The sequence below is a fragment of the Pseudotamlana agarivorans genome (assembly GCF_018860245.1).
In the GTDB taxonomy this organism is placed as follows: domain Bacteria; phylum Bacteroidota; class Bacteroidia; order Flavobacteriales; family Flavobacteriaceae; genus Pseudotamlana; species Pseudotamlana agarivorans_A.
The window spans coordinates 482,891-500,560 of the sequence record NZ_JAHKPD010000018.1 but is presented as its reverse complement, the minus strand read 5'-3'; the positions used below and the strand labels follow the sequence as shown (position 1 = coordinate 500,560).

The window sequence follows — 17,670 nt, the reverse complement described above, 5'->3', positions numbered from 1 at the left end:
AAAAAATTAAATATAGCAAAATGGCACTAAAAAAGGAGAAGAATTAAAATTTAATACTTTGCCATTTAGTAGTATACATGGGAGCCACTTTTTGAAGCGTTTCTTTTAATTCTAAAATATTAATGTTTGGTCCTTCTGTGAATATATCTTCAATTTCATCTGATTTTGCATCAAAAAACACACGCAACAGAAATGAGTTAGGACGACGGTTATTCATCGCCTTAAATTCAAGTAAACTTGTCGAAATGGCGGCTTTACCAGTCTTTACATTAGAATGCATTTCATCCAATCCTTTTCTATGATAATCGTATAGTACAGATCTAAACTCCTTAAATGTTGGTGATAAAATATTATCAATTAGAGCGAACCTACTTTGTAAACCATCTTCAACTTTCCAACCTTTATAATTACCCTGTTGTGAATAATTGGTAATTACTTGTGCTTGTTTATAAAATTCTTGTCCCCCATTTTCTGAAAAGGTATCCGCATCTAAAGCTAAAACCATATAAACATGAAATGCCAATACAGATATTAAATTCGATTCAAACTGCGTAGGATTATATATAATATTTTGGAATTCTAAATAATTAAAGTTAAAATCCTTATCGTTAAAATTATATACTGGCGTGCTATACGAAGACCCATAAATTGGTCGCGATGATTGAACTTGAATAGTGCCTTGGAAGGATTCTCCGCTATAATTGTTCAGGTTTATAACCATACTACAATTAATGCGTTCTTGTGGTTTATAAGTTTTACTAGTCCACTTTGTATTATTAATAAACTCTGTAATTTGTTTTTCTAGCGTTTTAAAAATTGGAAAGTTCTCATTTCCTGTTTGCTGCGCGTTCACAACAACGTTACAATTTAGTTCTTGTGAAAAACTTTGAATTCCTAAAAAAAGTAATACTAAAATGAGTAGGTTACGCATTAAATATGTGATATTATTTTATTTAATAAGTCTGAAGCAACTTCTGCCTTTGATTTCAATTCAAATGCCGTGATTTTATTTTCGTCATCAATAAAAGTCACTTTATTTGTATCGCCCTTAAATCCAGCACCTTTATCGTTTAACGAATTTAAAACAATTAAATTTAAATTCTTTCTTTTTAATTTTCCTTTTGCATTTTCAATCTCATCATGAGTTTCTAAAGCAAAACCAACTAAATATTGTTGTTTTTTAATGGCTCCTAAAGACGCTAATATATCTTTAGTTTTTTCCAACTCTAATGTTAACGAAGCATTGTGCTTTTTTATTTTCTCAAGAGCCACTTCTTTGGGTTTATAATCTGCCACTGCTGCCGCAAGAATTGCCACATCTGAAGATTCAAAATAATCATGAACAGCGTTATACATGTCTTGACCACTAACCACTGGAATAACTTTTATTAATACATGTGAAACGTTTTGTGAAGTTTGTCCTGTAACTAAAATGACTTCTGCTCCTAAATTCGCGGCTCTTTTAGCAATCTCAAAGCCCATTTTTCCGCTAGAATGATTTCCTATAAAACGTACAGGATCAATAGCCTCATAAGTTGGACCAGCTGTAATAAGTATTTTTTTTCCGCGTAAGGGTAATTTGCCTAAAATATCATTTTCAATAAAACAGATAATATCTTCAGGCTCTGCCATTCGACCCTCACCAACCAAACCACTGGCTAACTCACCACTAGTCGCGGGAATCATAATATTTTTAAAGTCGTTTAATTTCTCAAAAGATTGTGCAGTAGTTGGGTGTTTATACATGTCCAAATCCATGGCGGGCGCATAATACACAGGACATTTAGCAGACAAATAGGTAGCTAATAATAAATTGTCGCAAACACCATTAGCCATTTTAGAAAGCGTATTTGCCGTAGCAGGTGCTACCACTAAAAAATCTGCCCAAAGCCCTAAATCGACATGACTATTCCATACGGCGGTATCTTCATCCTCATTTGTAAAAGACGAATAGACCGGGTTTTTAGAAAGTGTCGATAATGTTAAGGGTGTTACAAACTCTTTAGAAGCAGGGGTCATAACCACCTTGACGTTTGCACCAGATTTTACAAACAACCTTACAAGTGAGGCTGTTTTATAAGCGGCAATACCACCCGTAATACCTAACAGTATGTTTTTGCCGCTTAATATACTCATATAAAGAAATTATTCTTGAGAATCTTCCTCAGTATTTCTAAAATAAATTTTATCAGTTAACCATTCTTGAACAGCTAACGCATGAGGTTTAGGTAACTTTTCGTAAAATTTGGAAACCTCTATTTGCTCTTTGTTTTCAAAGATTTCTTCAAGACTATCATTGTAAGTAGCAAATTCTTCTAACTTATCGATTAGTTCTTTTTTAATCTCTGTATTAATTTGCTCTGCACGTCTTGCAATAATAGAAATTGATTCGTAGATGTTTTCTGTAGGCTCATCTATTTGATTTCTGTCGTACGTAATTGTATTAACCGGAGCGTTGGTTTTTTTTAAATCCATTTGTAATTGTATTTAACTTTGTGAGCTGTAATTTTCTAATTCTTCTTTTAATTCTTCCGCCATTTCCTCAACATCTTGCTGATATTTTGAATCGGCATAATCTTTTTTAAACTCAATATAATATTCTTCCGCAGTTTCTAAACGCGATTTTTTCTTTCTTTCAACACTGTTAACGGCCAATTTATAAGCCGAATCGAACTTATAATAATAAGCGTCTTCTAGATATGTTGATCCTGGGTTTTCAAATATAAAATTATCAAAGGACTTTATTGCCGCTTCAAAATCTGATATTGTATTGTATTGTTTAGCTATTTCAAAAGCTTTCTTTTCTAACTTAACAGATAATTCTTTAGTAAGTGCGTTAGCTTCTGAAACATACTCTGATTCTGGAAACAAATTGATAAACTCTTGAAGTTTTTCAATCGATTCTGTGGTCTGACTTTGCTCTTTACTATAAACTGGTGATAGCATGTAATAACTTTTCGCACTTAAAAAAGAAGCCTCTTCCAGTTTTTCACTTTTAGGGTAACTTGATGCAAACCGCTCTAACTGGTAACCTGCCACATAGTAATCCTTAATATTATAATATGATTTCGAATACAGGTACATCAATTTTTCGGCTTGAGGTTTCCCTCTATAACTTGGTACGATTTGAGCAAAAAGCGTATTAGCTTTTTTATACTCGCCCGCATTATATAGCGTTTCTCCCATTTTGAATTTATCGGAAATATCTTCCGCCTTCAAGGTCTTTTGATATTCGCTACAACTCGTTAAAACTGTGAATACTACTAATAAATAAAAAAGCTTGTTCATAAATTTTTAAACAGAATGCAAAATTAAGTGATTAATATGGATTTTAAAAATATAATTTCAAAGCTAAAGTAATTGCTTAACCTCATCAATTACAAGGTTTAAGTTATATTTAACACTACTAATAGTTATTTACAAATGTGGCTATCTTTGCTTTTAAAGCATCTGAAGCTGGCACAAGAGGTAACCTTACGGTATCTCTACATAAGTCTAAAGCATCAAAAACACCTTTAATACCCGCTGGATTATTCTCTTCAAAGATAAGTCCGATAACTTCAATCAATTTAAAATGAAGTTTAAAGGCTTCCTTAGACTCACCTTTTAACCCTAAACGAATCATTTCAGAAAATTCCTTTGGAAAACCTTGTCCGATCACAGAAATAACACCTGCTCCACCAGCTAACACAACACCCAGAGCCAAATCGTCATCTCCAGAAATTATTAAAAAATCTTCTGGTTTATTTTTAATTAGATTATAATATTGAGACATATTATTACCTGCCTCCTTAACACCAATAACATTTTTGAAATCGTTTGCTAATCTAATGGTTGTCTCAGCCTCGGTATTTTTTGAAGTTCTTCCTGGTACATTGTATAAAATAATATCAATAGGACAAACCTCTGAAATCGCTTTAAAGTGCTGATAAATCCCTTCCTGAGTCGGTTTACTATAATATGGTGTAACAGATAAAATCGCATCAATATCGCTTAAATCTGTGTTTTTAATTTCTTCTATAACTACGGCCGTGTTATTACCTCCAATACCTAAAACCAAAGGTAGACGCCCACCGTTTGCTTTAGAAATCGTTGTTATAACTTGCTTTTTCTCTTCTTTGGTTAGCGTAGCACTCTCTGCAGTTGTCCCACAAATTACAAGATAATCTGTACCGTTATCAATATTATAATTGACAATATTAGCTAAAGCGTTATGATCTATACTTAAATCGGCATTAAAAGGGGTAACCAATGCCACTCCAGTTCCTAGAAACTTACTATTCATTCTTTACTTAATTTTATTTAATATCCTTAGGTATTTAAAAAGCTCTGTTTTAAATACACTAAATTCTTTTAATTTCGTCTTAATAATTAAATCGTTTAACCGTTCATCGGATTGTAAAATTCCTATTTTAAATTTTGCCTTAGAAAGCACAGTTAACAATTTCAACTCTAAAATGTCTTCCATATAATAGCTAATCAGCACATCAAAATCAGTATCCAAAAACCCTTTTAATTCTGCATCTTTCACTTGTCCGTTTCTATTGAAATCCTCGGCTGAACAACAATTATCAAAAACATTTAAATCATCCTTTTTTTGTTCTGTAAAGGCTATGATTCTAAAATTATTAGGCTGTACACCAGCTTCTTTAGCTAATTTATCAAATAACGCCACATTATCAAATTCGTCTATATTAACAAGAACTCCAAAAGTTTTTGCAACATGATTTTCAGATGCCACCTTTCTTTCAGATAACAATTTATTAATGCGCTTTTTTATAGATTTTTCCTTAAAAACCTTTAAAATCATTTATCTTTATAATTTGCGCAAAGGTAGCAAAAGTACGTTCAATATTTAAGATTTAAGAATGAGGTTTACACATTTAATTTATTTGTTATATTTTTTCGTTTTTCTGAATTGCAAAAACAGTAAAGTTGAACTTTCAAAAATTGAAGGAATTCAGATTCAAGTCACTGACTCTCTAAATATTGACGCTTCGCTTGACGCTTTTATCGCACCTTACCGCGATCATATTCAAAGGGATTTAGACAGTGTTATATCTTACTCTACAAACACTTACTCTAAAACTGACGGAGAACTAAATACCGCTATAGGTAATTTAATGGCTGATATCGCCTACGAACAAGCCAATCCCGTTTTCCTAAAAAGAACAGGTAAGCATATCGATATGGTCATTCTAAACTATGGAGGTATTCGTTCAATTTTACCCAAAGGAGACATTACCAAAGGCACCGCCTTTGAAATGATGCCCTTTGAAAATAGCATTATTGTAACCGCCATAAAAGGCAGTCAAGTTAACGATTTGGTGAATTATTTGGTTAAAGCTAAAAAAGCCCACCCGATTTCTAAATTAAAGATTGTTATAAACAAGAACAATGCATTGGTTGAAGCTAAAATAAAAGATAATATCATCATTTCTGATAAAACGTATTACGTAGCTACCAACGATTATTTATATCAAGGCGGGGACGGTATGACGTTTTTCAAACCAAATGATACCCTGTATACATTAGATTATAAAATAAGAAATACGCTTATTGATTATTTTATGAAAACCGACACAATAAACCCAAAAAGAGACGACAGATTCATTCAAATAAAATAAACCATGAAACGCAGAGATTTTATACAACAAGCATCGGTAGGAACGGCCTTAATTTCATTGGGTGGCTTAGGTTTACAATCGTTCTCTACAACAAATAGCGCTAAAAAAATCACCATATTACACACTAATGATGTACACAGTCATATTGACGCTTTTTCACCAGATGACCCAAGAAACCCAAACCAAGGTGGGGTCGCAAGGCGTGCGACATTAATTGAGTCGATTAGAAAAGAAAACCCGAACACCCTTCTCTTAGATGCCGGTGATATTTTTCAAGGCACGCCATACTTTAATTATTATGGTGGTGAACTAGAATTTAAACTGATGAGCAAATTAAAGTACGACGCTGCAACAATAGGTAATCATGATTATGATAATGGAATCGATGGACTTTATGCGCAATTACCCCATGCTGAATTTGATTTTATTGCTTCAAATTACGATTTTTCTAACACCATAATGGATACCCACACCAAACCTTATAAAATTTTTAAAAAAGAAGGTATCTCCATTGGTGTATTTGGTTTAGGCATAGAACTAAATGGATTAGTAACACCTGCTAATTTTAAGGAAACAAAGTACTTGGATCCCATAGAGATGACCCAGGAAATGACTCGACTTTTAAAAAAAGAAAAAGGTTGCGACCTTGTTATTTGTTTATCACATCTTGGGTACGATTACGGTGGGCATAGCAGTAAAATCTCAGATATTAAATTAGCTAAAGCTACTGAAAATATAGATTTAATTATTGGAGGGCACACCCATACCTTTTTATCTAAACCCACTGTGGTGAAAAATAAAGCAGGAAAAAACACTCTAGTAAACCAAGTGGGATGCTATGGTATAAATGTTGGAAGAATTGATTTTTATTTTGACAATGACAAGAACAAATCTGCAAACGGCGTTTCTATTACAGTATAATGGATTAAATACACCCAAATAATTTCAATACTTATTATCCAGTTTTACACGGGTATCCTTACCTTCTTCATTTAAATATTGCACTTGGACGTAAAAACAAAAGAAGGCCGCCAAAGCTAATGTTTTGGATATAATACCCAAAAAATCAATATCTACAATATATGTATTGGCCGTCCAAATAACTTCTGAAAAAACAATTAGTACAGAACCGAGAAATAAGAATGTGGCTTTTCTATTCTCCTTATGAACATAATTTAATAGAGCAATAGACAAGACTACAACCATTAATAAATTATAAAACATCTCCATATAATACTTATAAGATTGATCTATAAATGGATCTACTATAGATTGTAGTACATAAACCATATATATATCTAAAGCTATTAAAACAATAAAATGCACCTTAAAACGTTTCAATAAATAATTGAAATCAGTTGATTTTAAAATTTCTAGCAACAGAAAAGTATAACCAACCATATATAATGCATTTCCAAAGAGGTAATACATTTCGTAATTAAAAGAATCAACAAATAAATCGAGTAATTCCGACAATGCAAACAACAATATAAAACCAGAAAAGTAAAAAGTCTTTTTTTTCTCAAAAGCAAAATAACCAAAAGCTACCATAGGCACGAGAAGCACTTCAGAAAGAGTCATCAAGAAGCCATCGCCGCCTTTCACTTGAAAATACACAAATAAAAGGTAAACAACACATATTAGGATCGCTAACAACCTTGTCTTCCACATAAAAAATCAGTTATACTGTAAAACAAATATAACAGATTCAATGCGGAATACCCGAAATAACAACACTTTAACTGAAAAAACCTTAATTAAAACCTAGTTTTTGCAAGAATTCACGCTCACTCACCAACAAGACACTCAATTTTTCAGCCTTATCTTTTTTACTAGGTCCCATGTTCGAACCAGCAACGATATAACTCGTTTTTGATGAAATAGAACTACTCACCTTGCCGCCATTATCTTCAATAAGTTTTTTTAACTCGTTTCTTGACACGGTTTCAAACACACCAGTAACCACAACAATATCTCCTTTTAGTAATTCAGTTTGACCTTCTAATTGCGCTTCAGACATTTGCAACTGAACTCCAAAGGATTTTAAACGGTTTATAGTATCAATATTTGCTTCTGAAGCAAAAAACAAACTTACACTTTCGGCTATTTTTATTCCGATTTCATCTACAGTAACCAAGTCTTCCTGGGAAGCTTCAATAATAGCATCAATATTCTTGTAGTGTTTTGCTAATTTCTTAGCGACAGTTTCACCAACAAATCGAATTCCTAAGGCAAACAGTACACGTTCAAACGGAATATTTTTAGATTGCTCAATCCCCTGTACTAGATTATCGGCACTCTTTTCTGCCATGCGCTCTAACGGAATGACCTGCGCTTTAGTCAATTCATATAAATCTGAATAATTTGAAATTAAACCTTCATTTACTAAAAGCGCTACGGTTTCCCCTCCCAAACCATCAATATCCATGGCTTTTCTAGAAATAAAATGTTGAATGCGCCCTATAACTTGAGGTTTACACCCATTGTAATTCGGACAATAATGCTGAGCTTCACCTTCCTGACGTACCAGTTCGGTTTCACATTCCGGACAATTTGTAATATATCTTGAAGGTTCTGAATTTATCGGGCGTTTAGTTAAATCAACACCTAAAATTTTAGGAATTATCTCCCCTCCTTTTTCAACGTATACTTCATCCCCAACTCTTATATCTAATTTTTCAATTTGATCGGCATTATGCAAAGAAGCCCTCTTAACAGTTGTCCCAGCTAACTCCACGGGCTCCAGATTCGCAACTGGCGTAATTGCTCCAGTTCTACCAACTTGATAGGTAATACTATTTAATTTGGTAGAAACCTGTTCGGCTTTAAATTTATAAGCCATTGCCCAGCGTGGTGCTTTAGCAGTATACCCCAATTCTTCTTGGTGTTGTAAATTATTAACTTTAACAACCACCCCATCGGTTTCGTAAGGTAAATTATGACGTTTTACATCCCAATAGTTTACAAACTCTAAAACTTCATCAATCGAGTTTGCCAGCTTCGCCGCATCTGGTACTTTAAACCCCCATGATCTGGCTTTTTCTAAACTTTCAATTTGAGATTTAATATTGAGTTTAGATCCTGTAATATTATAAAGCAAACATTCTAACGGACGTTTAGCAACTTCTGCACTATCTTGAAGTTTTAAACTCCCTGAGGCTGTGTTTCTCGGGTTTCTATAAGGCTCTTCCCCTATTTCAACCCGCTCTTCATTCATTTTAATAAAACCTTCAAAAGGCAATACAATTTCACCTCGAATATCAAATTTAGGCGGAAAATCACCTTTCAATTTTAACGGCACCGATTTAATGGTTTTCACATTTTCCGTAACATCGTCACCTTGAAAACCATCACCACGCGTTACCGCTTTAACCAATATGCCGCCCTCATAAGTTAAACTTATGGAAGCACCATCGTATTTTAATTCACAGGTGTATTGAATATCACCATCCACCATCTTTTTAACACGAGTTTCCCAATCTTGTAAATCTTCTTTAGAATAAGAATTATCTAATGAATACATGCGGTGCTCATGAACAATGGTATCAAAGTTCTTAGTTACGGCACCACCTACACGTTGTGTTGGCGAATTGGGATCGAAAAATTCTGGATGTTTTAATTCTAATTCTTGAAGTGCTTTGAGTTTTAAATCAAAATCGTAATCTGAAATTTCTTTCTGATCTAAAACGTAATAACTATAATTAAATGCGTTTAATTCATCACGCAGGTTTTGTAATTCTTGTTCAACTGTATTCATTAATTCTTTACGCCTTTTATCATTCTATCTTTTCTAAAGATATCTTGTTTTAGTTCAATATTAGAAAACTCATGTTTCTGTAATAATCGAATCATTTCATTACCCAAAAACTCATTGATTTCAAACAGTAATTTACCTTGATCTACTAAATTTTCGACCGAAAACGCAGTTATCGCTTTATAAAATTGAAGTGCATTATCATCTTTAACAAACAAAGCCAAATGCGGTTCATTTTCTAAAACATTAGGTTTCATAAGTGTTTGTTCCTTTTCTCGAACATAGGGCGGGTTTGAAACAATAATATCAAATTTTAAATCTTCGACATTTTTGGTTGTTAATATATCTGCTTCAATAAAGGTCACATCAACAGCATTTAATTCAGCATTTTTTTTAGCAACTTGTAATGCCGGTTTACTCACATCTAAAGCATAAACATTAGCATTTTTTAAATATTTCGCTAATGATATGGCTATACACCCACTCCCCGTTCCAATATCTAGAATATTAATTTTATCATTTTCATTATTATGCTTTAAAATCCATTCTACCAATTCTTCTGTTTCTGGACGTGGGATTAAAACATTTTTATCCACCTTAAAAGTCAAACCATAAAATTCGGTCTCACCAATAATATATTGGATTGGCTTATGTTTTTTAAGTTGTTTTAAAGCTTTTTGAATAACACGATCATCTTCAATTGACCACTCGGTATCCATAGCAAGGTCAATTCGAGATACCTTATAAAACACATCAATTAAGGTATAAAAGAAACTATTAACTTCTTCGGTTGCATAAATAGCATCCAGTTCTTGATGAAACTTCTTTTGTATATCTTTTAATCGCATAAATCCTTTATCATCCAGATACCACACGCGTGGTGTCCAGTATTCCCTAGAGCTGAATCCAAATGCTTAAACCCATTATCTTCATAAATTCGAATGGCTGCTTTTAATTGTGGAGCTGACTCTAAATAGCATTTTTTATAACCAAAATCTTGAGCTTTCTTTATACAATTTTGAATTAAAGTACGCCCCAATCCTTTCCCTCTTACCTTTGGTGAAAAATACATTTTCTGTATTTCGCATATTTCGGTTTCGTAATCTTTTAAAGGCTTTATACCACAGCCTCCTAACACTTCTCCATTAAGCTCAACAACCAGATAAATCTCCTTTTCACCTTGATAAGCCCCAAACATATTTTGTGTATCAGGGTCTGTATAAGCCGTTCCTTCTAAAGGAATTTCAAATTCATAAAAACAAGAACGAATAACTTGCTCAATTACAGAGTTATCATTCGCTTCAATTTCTCGAATAACTATAGTATCTTTACTCACTTTAATGCGGGTTTTTGAATTAGTGAAGATACGCCAAATCACAAAAAAATAAAATGAAAAAGCTTATAATCTTATCAACAATATTACTTGCGTTAATTAGTTGTGCTGTTAGAGAGCAACCAGAATTTCTAGGCGTTGAACACATCAAAATAGAAGAATACTCTAAAAAACAAATTACCATAAACGCTAAAGCATTATTTAAAAACCCTAATAACATTGGAGGAAAACTCATTACAAACGACTTAATCGTTTATGTAAACGACAATAAAGTTGCAACCGTAAAAGCGGCAACTTTTGATGTGCCTGCTAAAAAAGATTTCACTATTCCACTAACCACAACCATACCTACAGACAGTTTACTAAAAGGCAGAAACCTTACAAGCATAATAGGTAGCCTACTTACTAAAGATTTAAAAGTGCAATACATAGGCAATATCGAATACAAAGTCTTAGGTTTTTCGAAAACTTATAATATTGATAAAACCGAACACATAAAAATAAAATTATAGTATTGACCACCAACGAATACTACATAAATCGCTGTATTAACATTGCTAAAAACGGTTTAGGAAGCACGCGACCTAACCCAACAGTAGGCGCCATTATTGTACACAATAATAAAATAATTGGAGAAGGATTCACAAGTAACTACGGAGGAAATCATGCCGAAGTTAATGCGATAAATTCTGTTGTGAACAAAGCACTTTTAAAAGAGTCTACCATTTATGTGACTTTAGAACCGTGTTCGCATTACGGAAAAACACCACCTTGCAGTGATTTGATCATTAAAACCGAAATCCCTAATGTGGTTATTGGCTGTATTGACGACAATGAGCATGTTTCAGGTAAAGGCATTGCTAAATTAAAAGATGCCGGATGCCAAGTGACAGTAGGTGTTTTAGAGAAGGAATGCAAAAATCATCATAAACGCTTTTTTACATTTCATAACAAAAAACGCCCTTACATTATTTTAAAATGGGCAGAAACTGAAAACGGTTTTTTATCACCAGAAAAAAAAGATGAACAAAAGCCCGTTTGGATCACAACGCCATACTCAAGACAATTGGTTCACAAATGGCGTACCGAAGAGCAAGCCATTTTAATAGGCACAAATACCGCCTTAGATGATAATCCTAGTTTAACAGTTAGAGATTGGACAGGAAACAACCCAATTAGAATAGTGATTGATCGTAATGAAAAACTTCCAAAAACACTTTCGATATTTAATAATCAAGCTGAATCCATAACAATCACGAGTAAAAACATCGACTTCAATAAACCTATAGCTAAGCAAATTTGCGAACTATTATTTGAAAAACAAATCAACTCCGTTATCATTGAAGGTGGAGCTAAAACTTTACAAACTTTTATAAATGAAAACCTCTGGGATGAAGCTAGAGTTTTCAAAGGAAACATCAATTTTATCAACGGAACGAAAGCACCACAATTATCAGGAACAATAATTTCCGAAGAAAAAATATCGACAGATACACTTAAAATTTACACCAATGATTAAAACCATTATATTCGACTTTGGAAACGTATTTATTAATCTAGATATTCCAGGATCACAACAATATGCTTTTGAAACTCTTGAAATTGATACTTTTTCAGAAGAAATTCAAGCCTTCAATAGTTTCTACGAACAAGGACTCATTTCCACAGATGAATTTTTAGATTTTTATGCTGAAAATTTCCCAAAACTCTCAAAAGAGGAAATTAAAGATGTTTGGAACTACATGTTGAAACATTTTCCGCCAAAGCGTTTGGAGTTTTTAAAAGAATTAAAAGCAACTTCAAAATACAAAATCATTCTACTAAGCAATACTAACGAACTTCACATAGAACACATTAAGGCACAGGTTAACTTTTTTGATGAATTTAAAAACTGTTTTGATAAATTTTATCTTTCTCACGAAATCAATTTAGCAAAACCAAATTATGACATTTTCGAATTTGTTTTAGAAGAAAACAACCTTAAAGCTGAAGAATGTCTTTTTATAGACGACAATAAAGATAATATTATTAGTGCGGATGCTCTAAATTTTAAAACTTGGCATATAAACCCAGAAAGCGAAGACGTTTGCACACTATTTGAAACAAAAAGCAACTTATTTTAAAGCTATTTTTTGACAGAAAACGACACATACAAAACCATTACCAAGTCTCCCGAACCCACATTGTTTAAAGAAAAAAACAGTAAATTCTTCGGATTCGCTTTCCCTGTTAAAACAGAAGAAGACGTAAAAAACTGCTTAATTGAAGTAAAAAAGGATCATCATTCCGCAAGACATTGGTGTTACGCCTACCAATTAGGAACAGAAACCATTTCTTATCGCGCTAATGATGATGGAGAACCTAGTAATTCTGCAGGAATGCCCATTTACGGACAAATACAATCTTTTGATGTAACCAACATCCTCATTGTTGTGGTACGTTATTTTGGAGGTGTTAAATTAGGTGTTGGCGGATTAATAAGTTCTTACAGAACTTCTGCACAATTAACTCTAGAGGCTTCAAAAATTATTAAAAAGACCATTAATATTGATTACCGCATCACTTTCGATTACAAAAACATGAATACGGTAATGCGTATTATCAAGGAGAAAAAATTAAATATTACCAATCAGATACTAGAACTGGATTGCCAAATAACCATTTCTATTAGAAAAAAAGAAGCTGAGACAATATTTGACATTTTTAACAACTTATACGAGATAAAAATAAAAGCTATTTAGATAACTCTGCAATAGCATCTAAAATATATTTTGGCGGCCTAGTAGGTTTATTTGTTTTCTTATCGATAAAAACTAAAATTGTGTTCGCCGTTGTTAAAATTTCACCCTTTTCATTAGTAATTTCATAGTCAAACTCAATCTTAACAGAAGGCGTCCTTTTTAGTTGAGTTTTAACATTAATTACATCATCATAACCCGCTGATTTTTTATAGTTTAACGACATTGAAACTACAGGAAGCATCACCCCATCTTCTTCCATTTGCTTATAAGACACGCCAATCCTACGAAGCCACTCAATACGCCCCATTTCAAGGTATAACGCATAATTCCCGTGATAAACAACCCCCATCTGATCGGTCTCTCCATATCGCACTCTTATTTGTATTTCATCGAATTTCATAAACATAATTGGATATTTTTTTGTAGCTTCGGCTAGAGGTTAAACATGAGGAAAAAAATCTAAATATTCAATAGCATTTCATTTTTTTTTTAAGATTTTTGTTCACATATTTGCCCCACTATAAAAGAGGGCACGAAGAGTTCACTCTTTGCTTATTTCTAACTAACAATAAAACCTATAATTAACAATAATGAGTGTAACTGCGCAATCGGTATGGAATAACTGTCTTGAATTTATAAAGGATAACATCCAACCGCAAGCATACAAAACATGGTTTGAGCCAATTGTTGCAGTTAAGTTAACAGGCGCTGCGTTAAGTATTCAAGTACCAAGTAAATTTTTTTACGAATGGCTTGAAGAACATTATGTAAAAATCCTTAAAGTTTCACTCACAAAGGAGTTAGGAGAAACAGCCAAATTGGTTTACATTATTAGAATGGAAAACACTTACGGCAATAAGCAACCTTTCACAGAAAAAATTCCAAGTTCAAACCGTTCTGCTGTAAAATCGCAAAATGTTGATATCCCACTTAACAATAAAAGTCCAGAATTACGCAATCCATTTGTAATTCCAGGTATTAGAAATGTAAAGATTGAATCGCAACTTAATCCGAATTACAGTTTTGAAAATTTCCTAGAAGGAGATTCTAACCGACTGGCACGTAGTGCAGGATTAGCTGTTGCAGCTAAACCAGGAGGAACATCATTTAATCCCTTATTAATTTTTGGAGGTGTTGGCTTAGGAAAAACACACTTAGCACACGCTATTGGTGTAGATATTAAGGACAAGTACCCAGAAAAGACTGTTTTATATATTTCTGCTGAAAAATTCACACAACAATATATAGATGCGGTAAAGAAGAATAACAGAAATGATTTTATTCACTTTTATCAAATCATTGATGTTTTAATTATTGACGACGTGCAATTCCTATCTGGAAAAACAGGAACTCAAGATGTATTTTTCCATATATTTAACCATTTACACCAAAACGGTAAACAAGTTATCTTAACCAGTGACAAAGCACCTGTAGACATGCAGGACATTGAACAGCGTTTATTGTCTCGCTTCAAATGGGGTCTTTCTGCCGAATTACAAAATCCAGATTTCGAAACCCGTGTTTCAATTCTAAAAAACAAACTGTATCGTGACGGTGTTGAAATGCCTGAAGATATTATTGATTATGTCGCGAAAAATATAAAATCTAATGTTCGTGAATTAGAAGGTGCTATTATTTCTTTAATTGCGCAATCGTCTTTCAACAAGAAAGAAATCACTATAGATTTAGCCCGTGTCATTGTAGAGAAGTTTGTAAAAAACACTAAGCGCGAAGTTTCAATAGATTATATTCAAAAAGTGGTCTCCGATTATTTCCAAATGGATATAGACACTTTACAATCCAAAACTAGAAAACGTCATATTGTACAAGCTAGACAAATAGCCATGTTTTTTGCCAAGAAATACACTAAAGCATCGTTAGCAAGTATAGGATCTCAAATAGGAAAAAGAGATCACGCTACAGTTTTACATGCTTGTAAAACAGTTGACAATCTATCTTCAACAGATAAACAGTTTAAGAAATATGTTGAAGACATTACAAAAAAACTTTCTGTTTAAAACTTTTTCATCATGACTCATATATTGATGGTTTGCTTGGGAAACATTTGCCGTTCTCCCCTAGCTGAAGGTATCCTAAAGTCAAAATTACCTTCTGAAGATTTTACTGTAGATTCTGCAGGCACTGCGAGTTATCATATAGGCTCTGCCCCAGATAGACGTTCAATTGCTGTAGCAAAAAAACACGGTTTAAATATTTCAAAATTAAAAGGGAGACAATTTGTTGCTTCAGATTTTGATCGATTTGATTACATTTATGTAATGGATGCATCTAACAACCAAAATGTATTAGATTTAGCACGAAACGATGACGATCGTAGCAAGGTGAAATTTATCCTTAACGAGGTTTACCCAAATGAAAATTTTGACGTCCCAGACCCTTATTATGGCGGAGACGATGGTTTTCAAAATGTTTATAATATACTAGAGGAAGCCTGCACAAAAATTGCAAACGATTTAAACAAACATTAACACCTAAACGCTGAGCTCGCGAAGCCCCCCTTAACCACTTAACTACGTAACTACTTAACTACCTAACCACTTAACCACTTAACCACTTAACCACTTAACTAAAAAAAAAAAAAAATGACTCTCGGAAAACTCTATCTAATCCCAACAACCTTAGGCGAAAACGACCCCATGGAAGTACTCCCGATAACGGTTAAAAAAATCATAGAGCAAACGGACACATTTATTGTAGAGAACGAGAAAACAGCACGACGATTTATTAAGAAAATCTGTCCTGAAAAATCACAACCTTCATTAAAGCTATTTCTACTTAACAAACACACCGATGTTAGCGAACTTCCTAGTTTTTTAAAGCCCTGCGAAGAAGGTGTTACGATAGGTTTACTCTCGGAAGCAGGTTGCCCTGGTGTAGCCGACCCTGGAGCCGATGTTGTTAAAATCGCCCATGATAAAAACATAAAAGTAGTACCTTTAGTTGGACCATCTTCTATATTAATGGCTATTATGAGTTCTGGAATGAACGGGCAAAGTTTTGCATTTAACGGCTACCTTCCTATTGATAAAGGCGAACGTAAAAATGAACTTAAACGATTAGAACGCCTATCTTTTGATCATAACCAATCTCAGTTATTTATTGAAACACCATACCGTAATAATAAAATGATTGAAGATCTAGCCAATATACTAGAAAACAACACGCATGTTTGCGTGGCTTGCGATATTACACTTCCTACAGAATTTATAAAAACACAAACTGCAAAGCAATGGAAAAAAAATATGATAGACCTTCATAAAAGACCTACCATATTTATAATTCATAAAAACTAAACGTTTTTTTTAGATCGCTTTTGCTTTTTTATCCGGTTTAATAAAAGACGTATCGTAACCAGAAAAACGTTTCATGTAATGACCAACAGTAGTACCGTAGCCATCAGAAAAGTTATCGATACCGTAACTTCTAAGGAATTTTTTCACACTACCAGGACCTGCTAAATGCGCAGCAGCTAAAATACCAGATTCAGTAACTAAGATACCATTTACTCGTTTTCCAACAAAGTTCTTGATATCACGTCTTAAAACCCATTTATTTCGTGATGTATTCGCAATAAAAGCATTTTCCTGTAATCTCGGACTGCTTAAAAAATCATCTGAGTTATGCACCCCTAATAATTTTAATGTGCTCTTACCAAATTGGTATTTACCCATATAACCATAAGTATTCACTACCGAATATTTCCCTCGTGATTCTTTAAAAGCTAAAGCTTCTTTAAAACCTACGAAAGATTTTCCTAAATATGGTGTGAAAATTTCCTCATTATACTTTTCAGGTGCCGTACTTTCATCTATAACATCTAAACTAACCGTATAATCTAAATCTAACCCCTCTGTAGAATATTTACTCGAATCAAAAGTTTCGTTTGTTCCAAACGAAAAATACAATAGTGCTGATATTGTAAGTGCGAGAATTCCAATACTTGCAATATTTTTTACCATAATTTTAAATTTTTTCGATGTGTTTTTAATATAAAATCACCCTTCAAATTTGAGCCCGCAAAATTAAGCTTTTTATTAATAACTTCAAAATTAATCGTTTAAGTGTTTGTTTTTATTGAACAATAGATGAAATACACACATTTTTATTAAGATTTAACCGTTAAAATATGCTAATTTTATACATTAAATTCAAACTTAAACAATCACTTAACCTTAAAATCAATTCATATATTTT

General features: G+C 33.1%; 21 protein-coding genes. 9 read left to right on the top strand and 12 right to left on the bottom strand.

From position 1 onward, the window contains the following. Positions 1 to 43: 43 nt before the first annotated feature. The 6 genes from KO493_RS13190 to KO493_RS13165 all read right to left on the bottom strand — a co-directional run bounded on the left by KO493_RS13190 (position 44) and on the right by KO493_RS13165 (position 4,810). Positions 44 to 931 (bottom strand): DUF4835 family protein, encoded by an 888-nt coding sequence (locus KO493_RS13190; protein ID WP_216068434.1) that lies wholly within the window; start codon positions 929 to 931, stop codon positions 44 to 46. Beyond that, positions 931 to 2,136, bottom strand: coding sequence for a bifunctional phosphopantothenoylcysteine decarboxylase/phosphopantothenate--cysteine ligase CoaBC (coaBC, locus tag KO493_RS13185; protein ID WP_216068433.1), 1,206 nt, complete (start codon positions 2,134 to 2,136; stop codon positions 931 to 933). Before coaBC ends, KO493_RS13190 begins: the two co-directional genes overlap by 1 nt. A gap of 9 nt (positions 2,137 to 2,145) precedes the next feature. Continuing rightward, entirely contained in the window at positions 2,146 to 2,475 is a 330-nt protein-coding gene (locus KO493_RS13180; RefSeq protein ID WP_150940403.1) for a DNA-directed RNA polymerase subunit omega, read from the bottom strand. 12 nt (positions 2,476 to 2,487) lie between these two features. Beyond that, positions 2,488 to 3,288, bottom strand: coding sequence for an outer membrane protein assembly factor BamD (locus tag KO493_RS13175; protein ID WP_216068432.1), 801 nt, complete (start codon positions 3,286 to 3,288; stop codon positions 2,488 to 2,490). Positions 3,289 to 3,406: 118 nt separating this feature from the next. After that, complete coding sequence (gene dapA / locus KO493_RS13170; protein ID WP_216068431.1) at positions 3,407 to 4,285, bottom strand: 4-hydroxy-tetrahydrodipicolinate synthase; 879 nt, start codon at positions 4,283 to 4,285, stop codon at positions 3,407 to 3,409. A 3-nt stretch (positions 4,286 to 4,288) separates the two neighbouring features. After that, a complete protein-coding gene (locus tag KO493_RS13165) occupies positions 4,289 to 4,810 on the bottom strand; it encodes a DUF6913 domain-containing protein (RefSeq protein WP_216068430.1) in 522 nt (173 codons plus the stop codon). 58 nt (positions 4,811 to 4,868) lie between these two features. Between KO493_RS13165 and KO493_RS13160 the strand changes: the two genes are divergently transcribed. After that, a complete protein-coding gene (locus KO493_RS13160) occupies positions 4,869 to 5,627 on the top strand; it encodes a 5'-nucleotidase C-terminal domain-containing protein (RefSeq protein WP_216068429.1) in 759 nt (252 codons plus the stop codon). Positions 5,628 to 5,630: 3 nt separating this feature from the next. Next, positions 5,631 to 6,548 carry a bifunctional metallophosphatase/5'-nucleotidase gene (locus tag KO493_RS13155; RefSeq protein WP_216068428.1) on the top strand — a complete coding sequence of 306 codons (918 nt, stop codon included), beginning with the start codon at positions 5,631 to 5,633 and terminating at the stop codon, positions 6,546 to 6,548. 24 nt (positions 6,549 to 6,572) lie between these two features. Here KO493_RS13155 and KO493_RS13150 read toward each other — a convergent pair whose 3' ends face one another. The 4 genes from KO493_RS13150 to KO493_RS13135 all read right to left on the bottom strand — a co-directional run bounded on the left by KO493_RS13150 (position 6,573) and on the right by KO493_RS13135 (position 10,717). Beyond that, positions 6,573 to 7,298 carry an FUSC family protein gene (locus tag KO493_RS13150; RefSeq protein ID WP_216068427.1) on the bottom strand — a complete coding sequence of 242 codons (726 nt, stop codon included), beginning with the start codon at positions 7,296 to 7,298 and terminating at the stop codon, positions 6,573 to 6,575. Between the two features lie 82 nt (positions 7,299 to 7,380). Continuing rightward, positions 7,381 to 9,384 carry an NAD-dependent DNA ligase LigA gene (ligA, locus tag KO493_RS13145; RefSeq protein ID WP_216068426.1) on the bottom strand — a complete coding sequence of 668 codons (2,004 nt, stop codon included), beginning with the start codon at positions 9,382 to 9,384 and terminating at the stop codon, positions 7,381 to 7,383. Further along, positions 9,384 to 10,229 carry a peptide chain release factor N(5)-glutamine methyltransferase gene (prmC, locus tag KO493_RS13140; protein WP_216068425.1) on the bottom strand — a complete coding sequence of 282 codons (846 nt, stop codon included), beginning with the start codon at positions 10,227 to 10,229 and terminating at the stop codon, positions 9,384 to 9,386. The genes ligA and prmC overlap by 1 nt, the downstream gene beginning before the upstream one ends. Further along, positions 10,220 to 10,717, bottom strand: coding sequence for a GNAT family N-acetyltransferase (locus KO493_RS13135; RefSeq protein ID WP_216068424.1), 498 nt, complete (start codon positions 10,715 to 10,717; stop codon positions 10,220 to 10,222). Before KO493_RS13135 ends, prmC begins: the two co-directional genes overlap by 10 nt. Positions 10,718 to 10,770: 53 nt before the next feature. Between KO493_RS13135 and KO493_RS13130 the strand changes: the two genes are divergently transcribed. Genes KO493_RS13130 through KO493_RS13115 form a run of 4 tightly spaced genes read left to right on the top strand, consistent with a single transcriptional unit; the run spans position 10,771 to position 13,455 of the window. Further along, positions 10,771 to 11,226: an LEA type 2 family protein gene (locus KO493_RS13130; RefSeq protein ID WP_216068423.1), complete on the top strand. Its 456-nt coding sequence runs from the start codon at positions 10,771 to 10,773 to the stop codon at positions 11,224 to 11,226. A gap of 2 nt (positions 11,227 to 11,228) precedes the next feature. Further along, the gene (gene ribD / locus KO493_RS13125) at positions 11,229 to 12,233 is read left to right on the top strand and encodes a bifunctional diaminohydroxyphosphoribosylaminopyrimidine deaminase/5-amino-6-(5-phosphoribosylamino)uracil reductase RibD (protein WP_216068422.1); all 1,005 of its coding nucleotides are present in this window, start codon (positions 11,229 to 11,231) and stop codon (positions 12,231 to 12,233) included. Continuing rightward, a complete protein-coding gene (locus tag KO493_RS13120) occupies positions 12,226 to 12,837 on the top strand; it encodes an HAD family hydrolase (RefSeq protein ID WP_216068421.1) in 612 nt (203 codons plus the stop codon). The genes ribD and KO493_RS13120 overlap by 8 nt, the downstream gene beginning before the upstream one ends. 9 nt (positions 12,838 to 12,846) lie before the next feature. Then, positions 12,847 to 13,455, top strand: a complete 609-nt coding sequence (locus KO493_RS13115; protein ID WP_216068420.1) for an IMPACT family protein — start codon at positions 12,847 to 12,849, stop codon at positions 13,453 to 13,455. On the opposite strand, the gene KO493_RS13110 is transcribed toward KO493_RS13115, so the two are convergent. Next, complete coding sequence (locus tag KO493_RS13110; protein WP_216068518.1) at positions 13,448 to 13,855, bottom strand: acyl-CoA thioesterase; 408 nt, start codon at positions 13,853 to 13,855, stop codon at positions 13,448 to 13,450. The two genes, KO493_RS13115 and KO493_RS13110, sit on opposite strands and share 8 nt — an antisense overlap. Positions 13,856 to 14,045: 190 nt before the next feature. On the opposite strand from KO493_RS13110, the gene dnaA reads away from it, so the two are divergent. The 3 genes from dnaA to KO493_RS13095 all read left to right on the top strand — a co-directional run bounded on the left by dnaA (position 14,046) and on the right by KO493_RS13095 (position 16,769). Beyond that, positions 14,046 to 15,473 carry a chromosomal replication initiator protein DnaA gene (gene dnaA / locus KO493_RS13105; RefSeq protein ID WP_216068419.1) on the top strand — a complete coding sequence of 476 codons (1,428 nt, stop codon included), beginning with the start codon at positions 14,046 to 14,048 and terminating at the stop codon, positions 15,471 to 15,473. A 12-nt stretch (positions 15,474 to 15,485) separates the two neighbouring features. Further along, on the top strand, positions 15,486 to 15,944 hold the full coding sequence (locus tag KO493_RS13100) for a low molecular weight protein-tyrosine-phosphatase (RefSeq protein ID WP_252723230.1): 459 nt from the start codon (positions 15,486 to 15,488) through the stop codon (positions 15,942 to 15,944). A gap of 114 nt (positions 15,945 to 16,058) precedes the next feature. Next, on the top strand, positions 16,059 to 16,769 hold the full coding sequence (locus tag KO493_RS13095) for an SAM-dependent methyltransferase (RefSeq protein ID WP_216068418.1): 711 nt from the start codon (positions 16,059 to 16,061) through the stop codon (positions 16,767 to 16,769). Between the two features lie 9 nt (positions 16,770 to 16,778). On the opposite strand, the gene KO493_RS13090 is transcribed toward KO493_RS13095, so the two are convergent. After that, positions 16,779 to 17,435, bottom strand: a complete 657-nt coding sequence (locus tag KO493_RS13090) for a peptidoglycan-binding protein LysM (protein ID WP_216068417.1) — start codon at positions 17,433 to 17,435, stop codon at positions 16,779 to 16,781. Between the last annotated feature and the right edge of the window lie 235 nt (positions 17,436 to 17,670).

What these genes read in the sequence shown, in the direction of transcription:
- KO493_RS13190 (WP_216068434.1), bottom strand. Translation starts at nt 931, where the DNA reads ATGCGTAACCTACTCATTTTAGTATTACTTTTTTTAGGAATTCAAAGT.
- coaBC (WP_216068433.1), bottom strand. Translation starts at nt 2,136, where the DNA reads ATGAGTATATTAAGCGGCAAAAACATACTGTTAGGTATTACGGGTGGT.
- KO493_RS13180 (WP_150940403.1), bottom strand. Translation starts at nt 2,475, where the DNA reads ATGGATTTAAAAAAAACCAACGCTCCGGTTAATACAATTACGTACGAC.
- KO493_RS13175 (WP_216068432.1), bottom strand. Translation starts at nt 3,288, where the DNA reads ATGAACAAGCTTTTTTATTTATTAGTAGTATTCACAGTTTTAACGAGT.
- dapA (WP_216068431.1), bottom strand. Translation starts at nt 4,285, where the DNA reads ATGAATAGTAAGTTTCTAGGAACTGGAGTGGCATTGGTTACCCCTTTT.
- KO493_RS13165 (WP_216068430.1), bottom strand. Translation starts at nt 4,810, where the DNA reads ATGATTTTAAAGGTTTTTAAGGAAAAATCTATAAAAAAGCGCATTAAT.
- KO493_RS13160 (WP_216068429.1), top strand. Translation starts at nt 4,869, where the DNA reads ATGAGGTTTACACATTTAATTTATTTGTTATATTTTTTCGTTTTTCTG.
- KO493_RS13155 (WP_216068428.1), top strand. Translation starts at nt 5,631, where the DNA reads ATGAAACGCAGAGATTTTATACAACAAGCATCGGTAGGAACGGCCTTA.
- KO493_RS13150 (WP_216068427.1), bottom strand. Translation starts at nt 7,298, where the DNA reads ATGTGGAAGACAAGGTTGTTAGCGATCCTAATATGTGTTGTTTACCTT.
- ligA (WP_216068426.1), bottom strand. Translation starts at nt 9,384, where the DNA reads ATGAATACAGTTGAACAAGAATTACAAAACCTGCGTGATGAATTAAAC.
- prmC (WP_216068425.1), bottom strand. Translation starts at nt 10,229, where the DNA reads ATGCGATTAAAAGATATACAAAAGAAGTTTCATCAAGAACTGGATGCT.
- KO493_RS13130 (WP_216068423.1), top strand. Translation starts at nt 10,771, where the DNA reads ATGAAAAAGCTTATAATCTTATCAACAATATTACTTGCGTTAATTAGT.
- KO493_RS13120 (WP_216068421.1), top strand. Translation starts at nt 12,226, where the DNA reads ATGATTAAAACCATTATATTCGACTTTGGAAACGTATTTATTAATCTA.
- KO493_RS13110 (WP_216068518.1), bottom strand. Translation starts at nt 13,855, where the DNA reads ATGAAATTCGATGAAATACAAATAAGAGTGCGATATGGAGAGACCGAT.
- dnaA (WP_216068419.1), top strand. Translation starts at nt 14,046, where the DNA reads ATGAGTGTAACTGCGCAATCGGTATGGAATAACTGTCTTGAATTTATA.
- KO493_RS13100 (WP_252723230.1), top strand. Translation starts at nt 15,486, where the DNA reads ATGACTCATATATTGATGGTTTGCTTGGGAAACATTTGCCGTTCTCCC.
- KO493_RS13095 (WP_216068418.1), top strand. Translation starts at nt 16,059, where the DNA reads ATGACTCTCGGAAAACTCTATCTAATCCCAACAACCTTAGGCGAAAAC.
- KO493_RS13090 (WP_216068417.1), bottom strand. Translation starts at nt 17,435, where the DNA reads ATGGTAAAAAATATTGCAAGTATTGGAATTCTCGCACTTACAATATCA.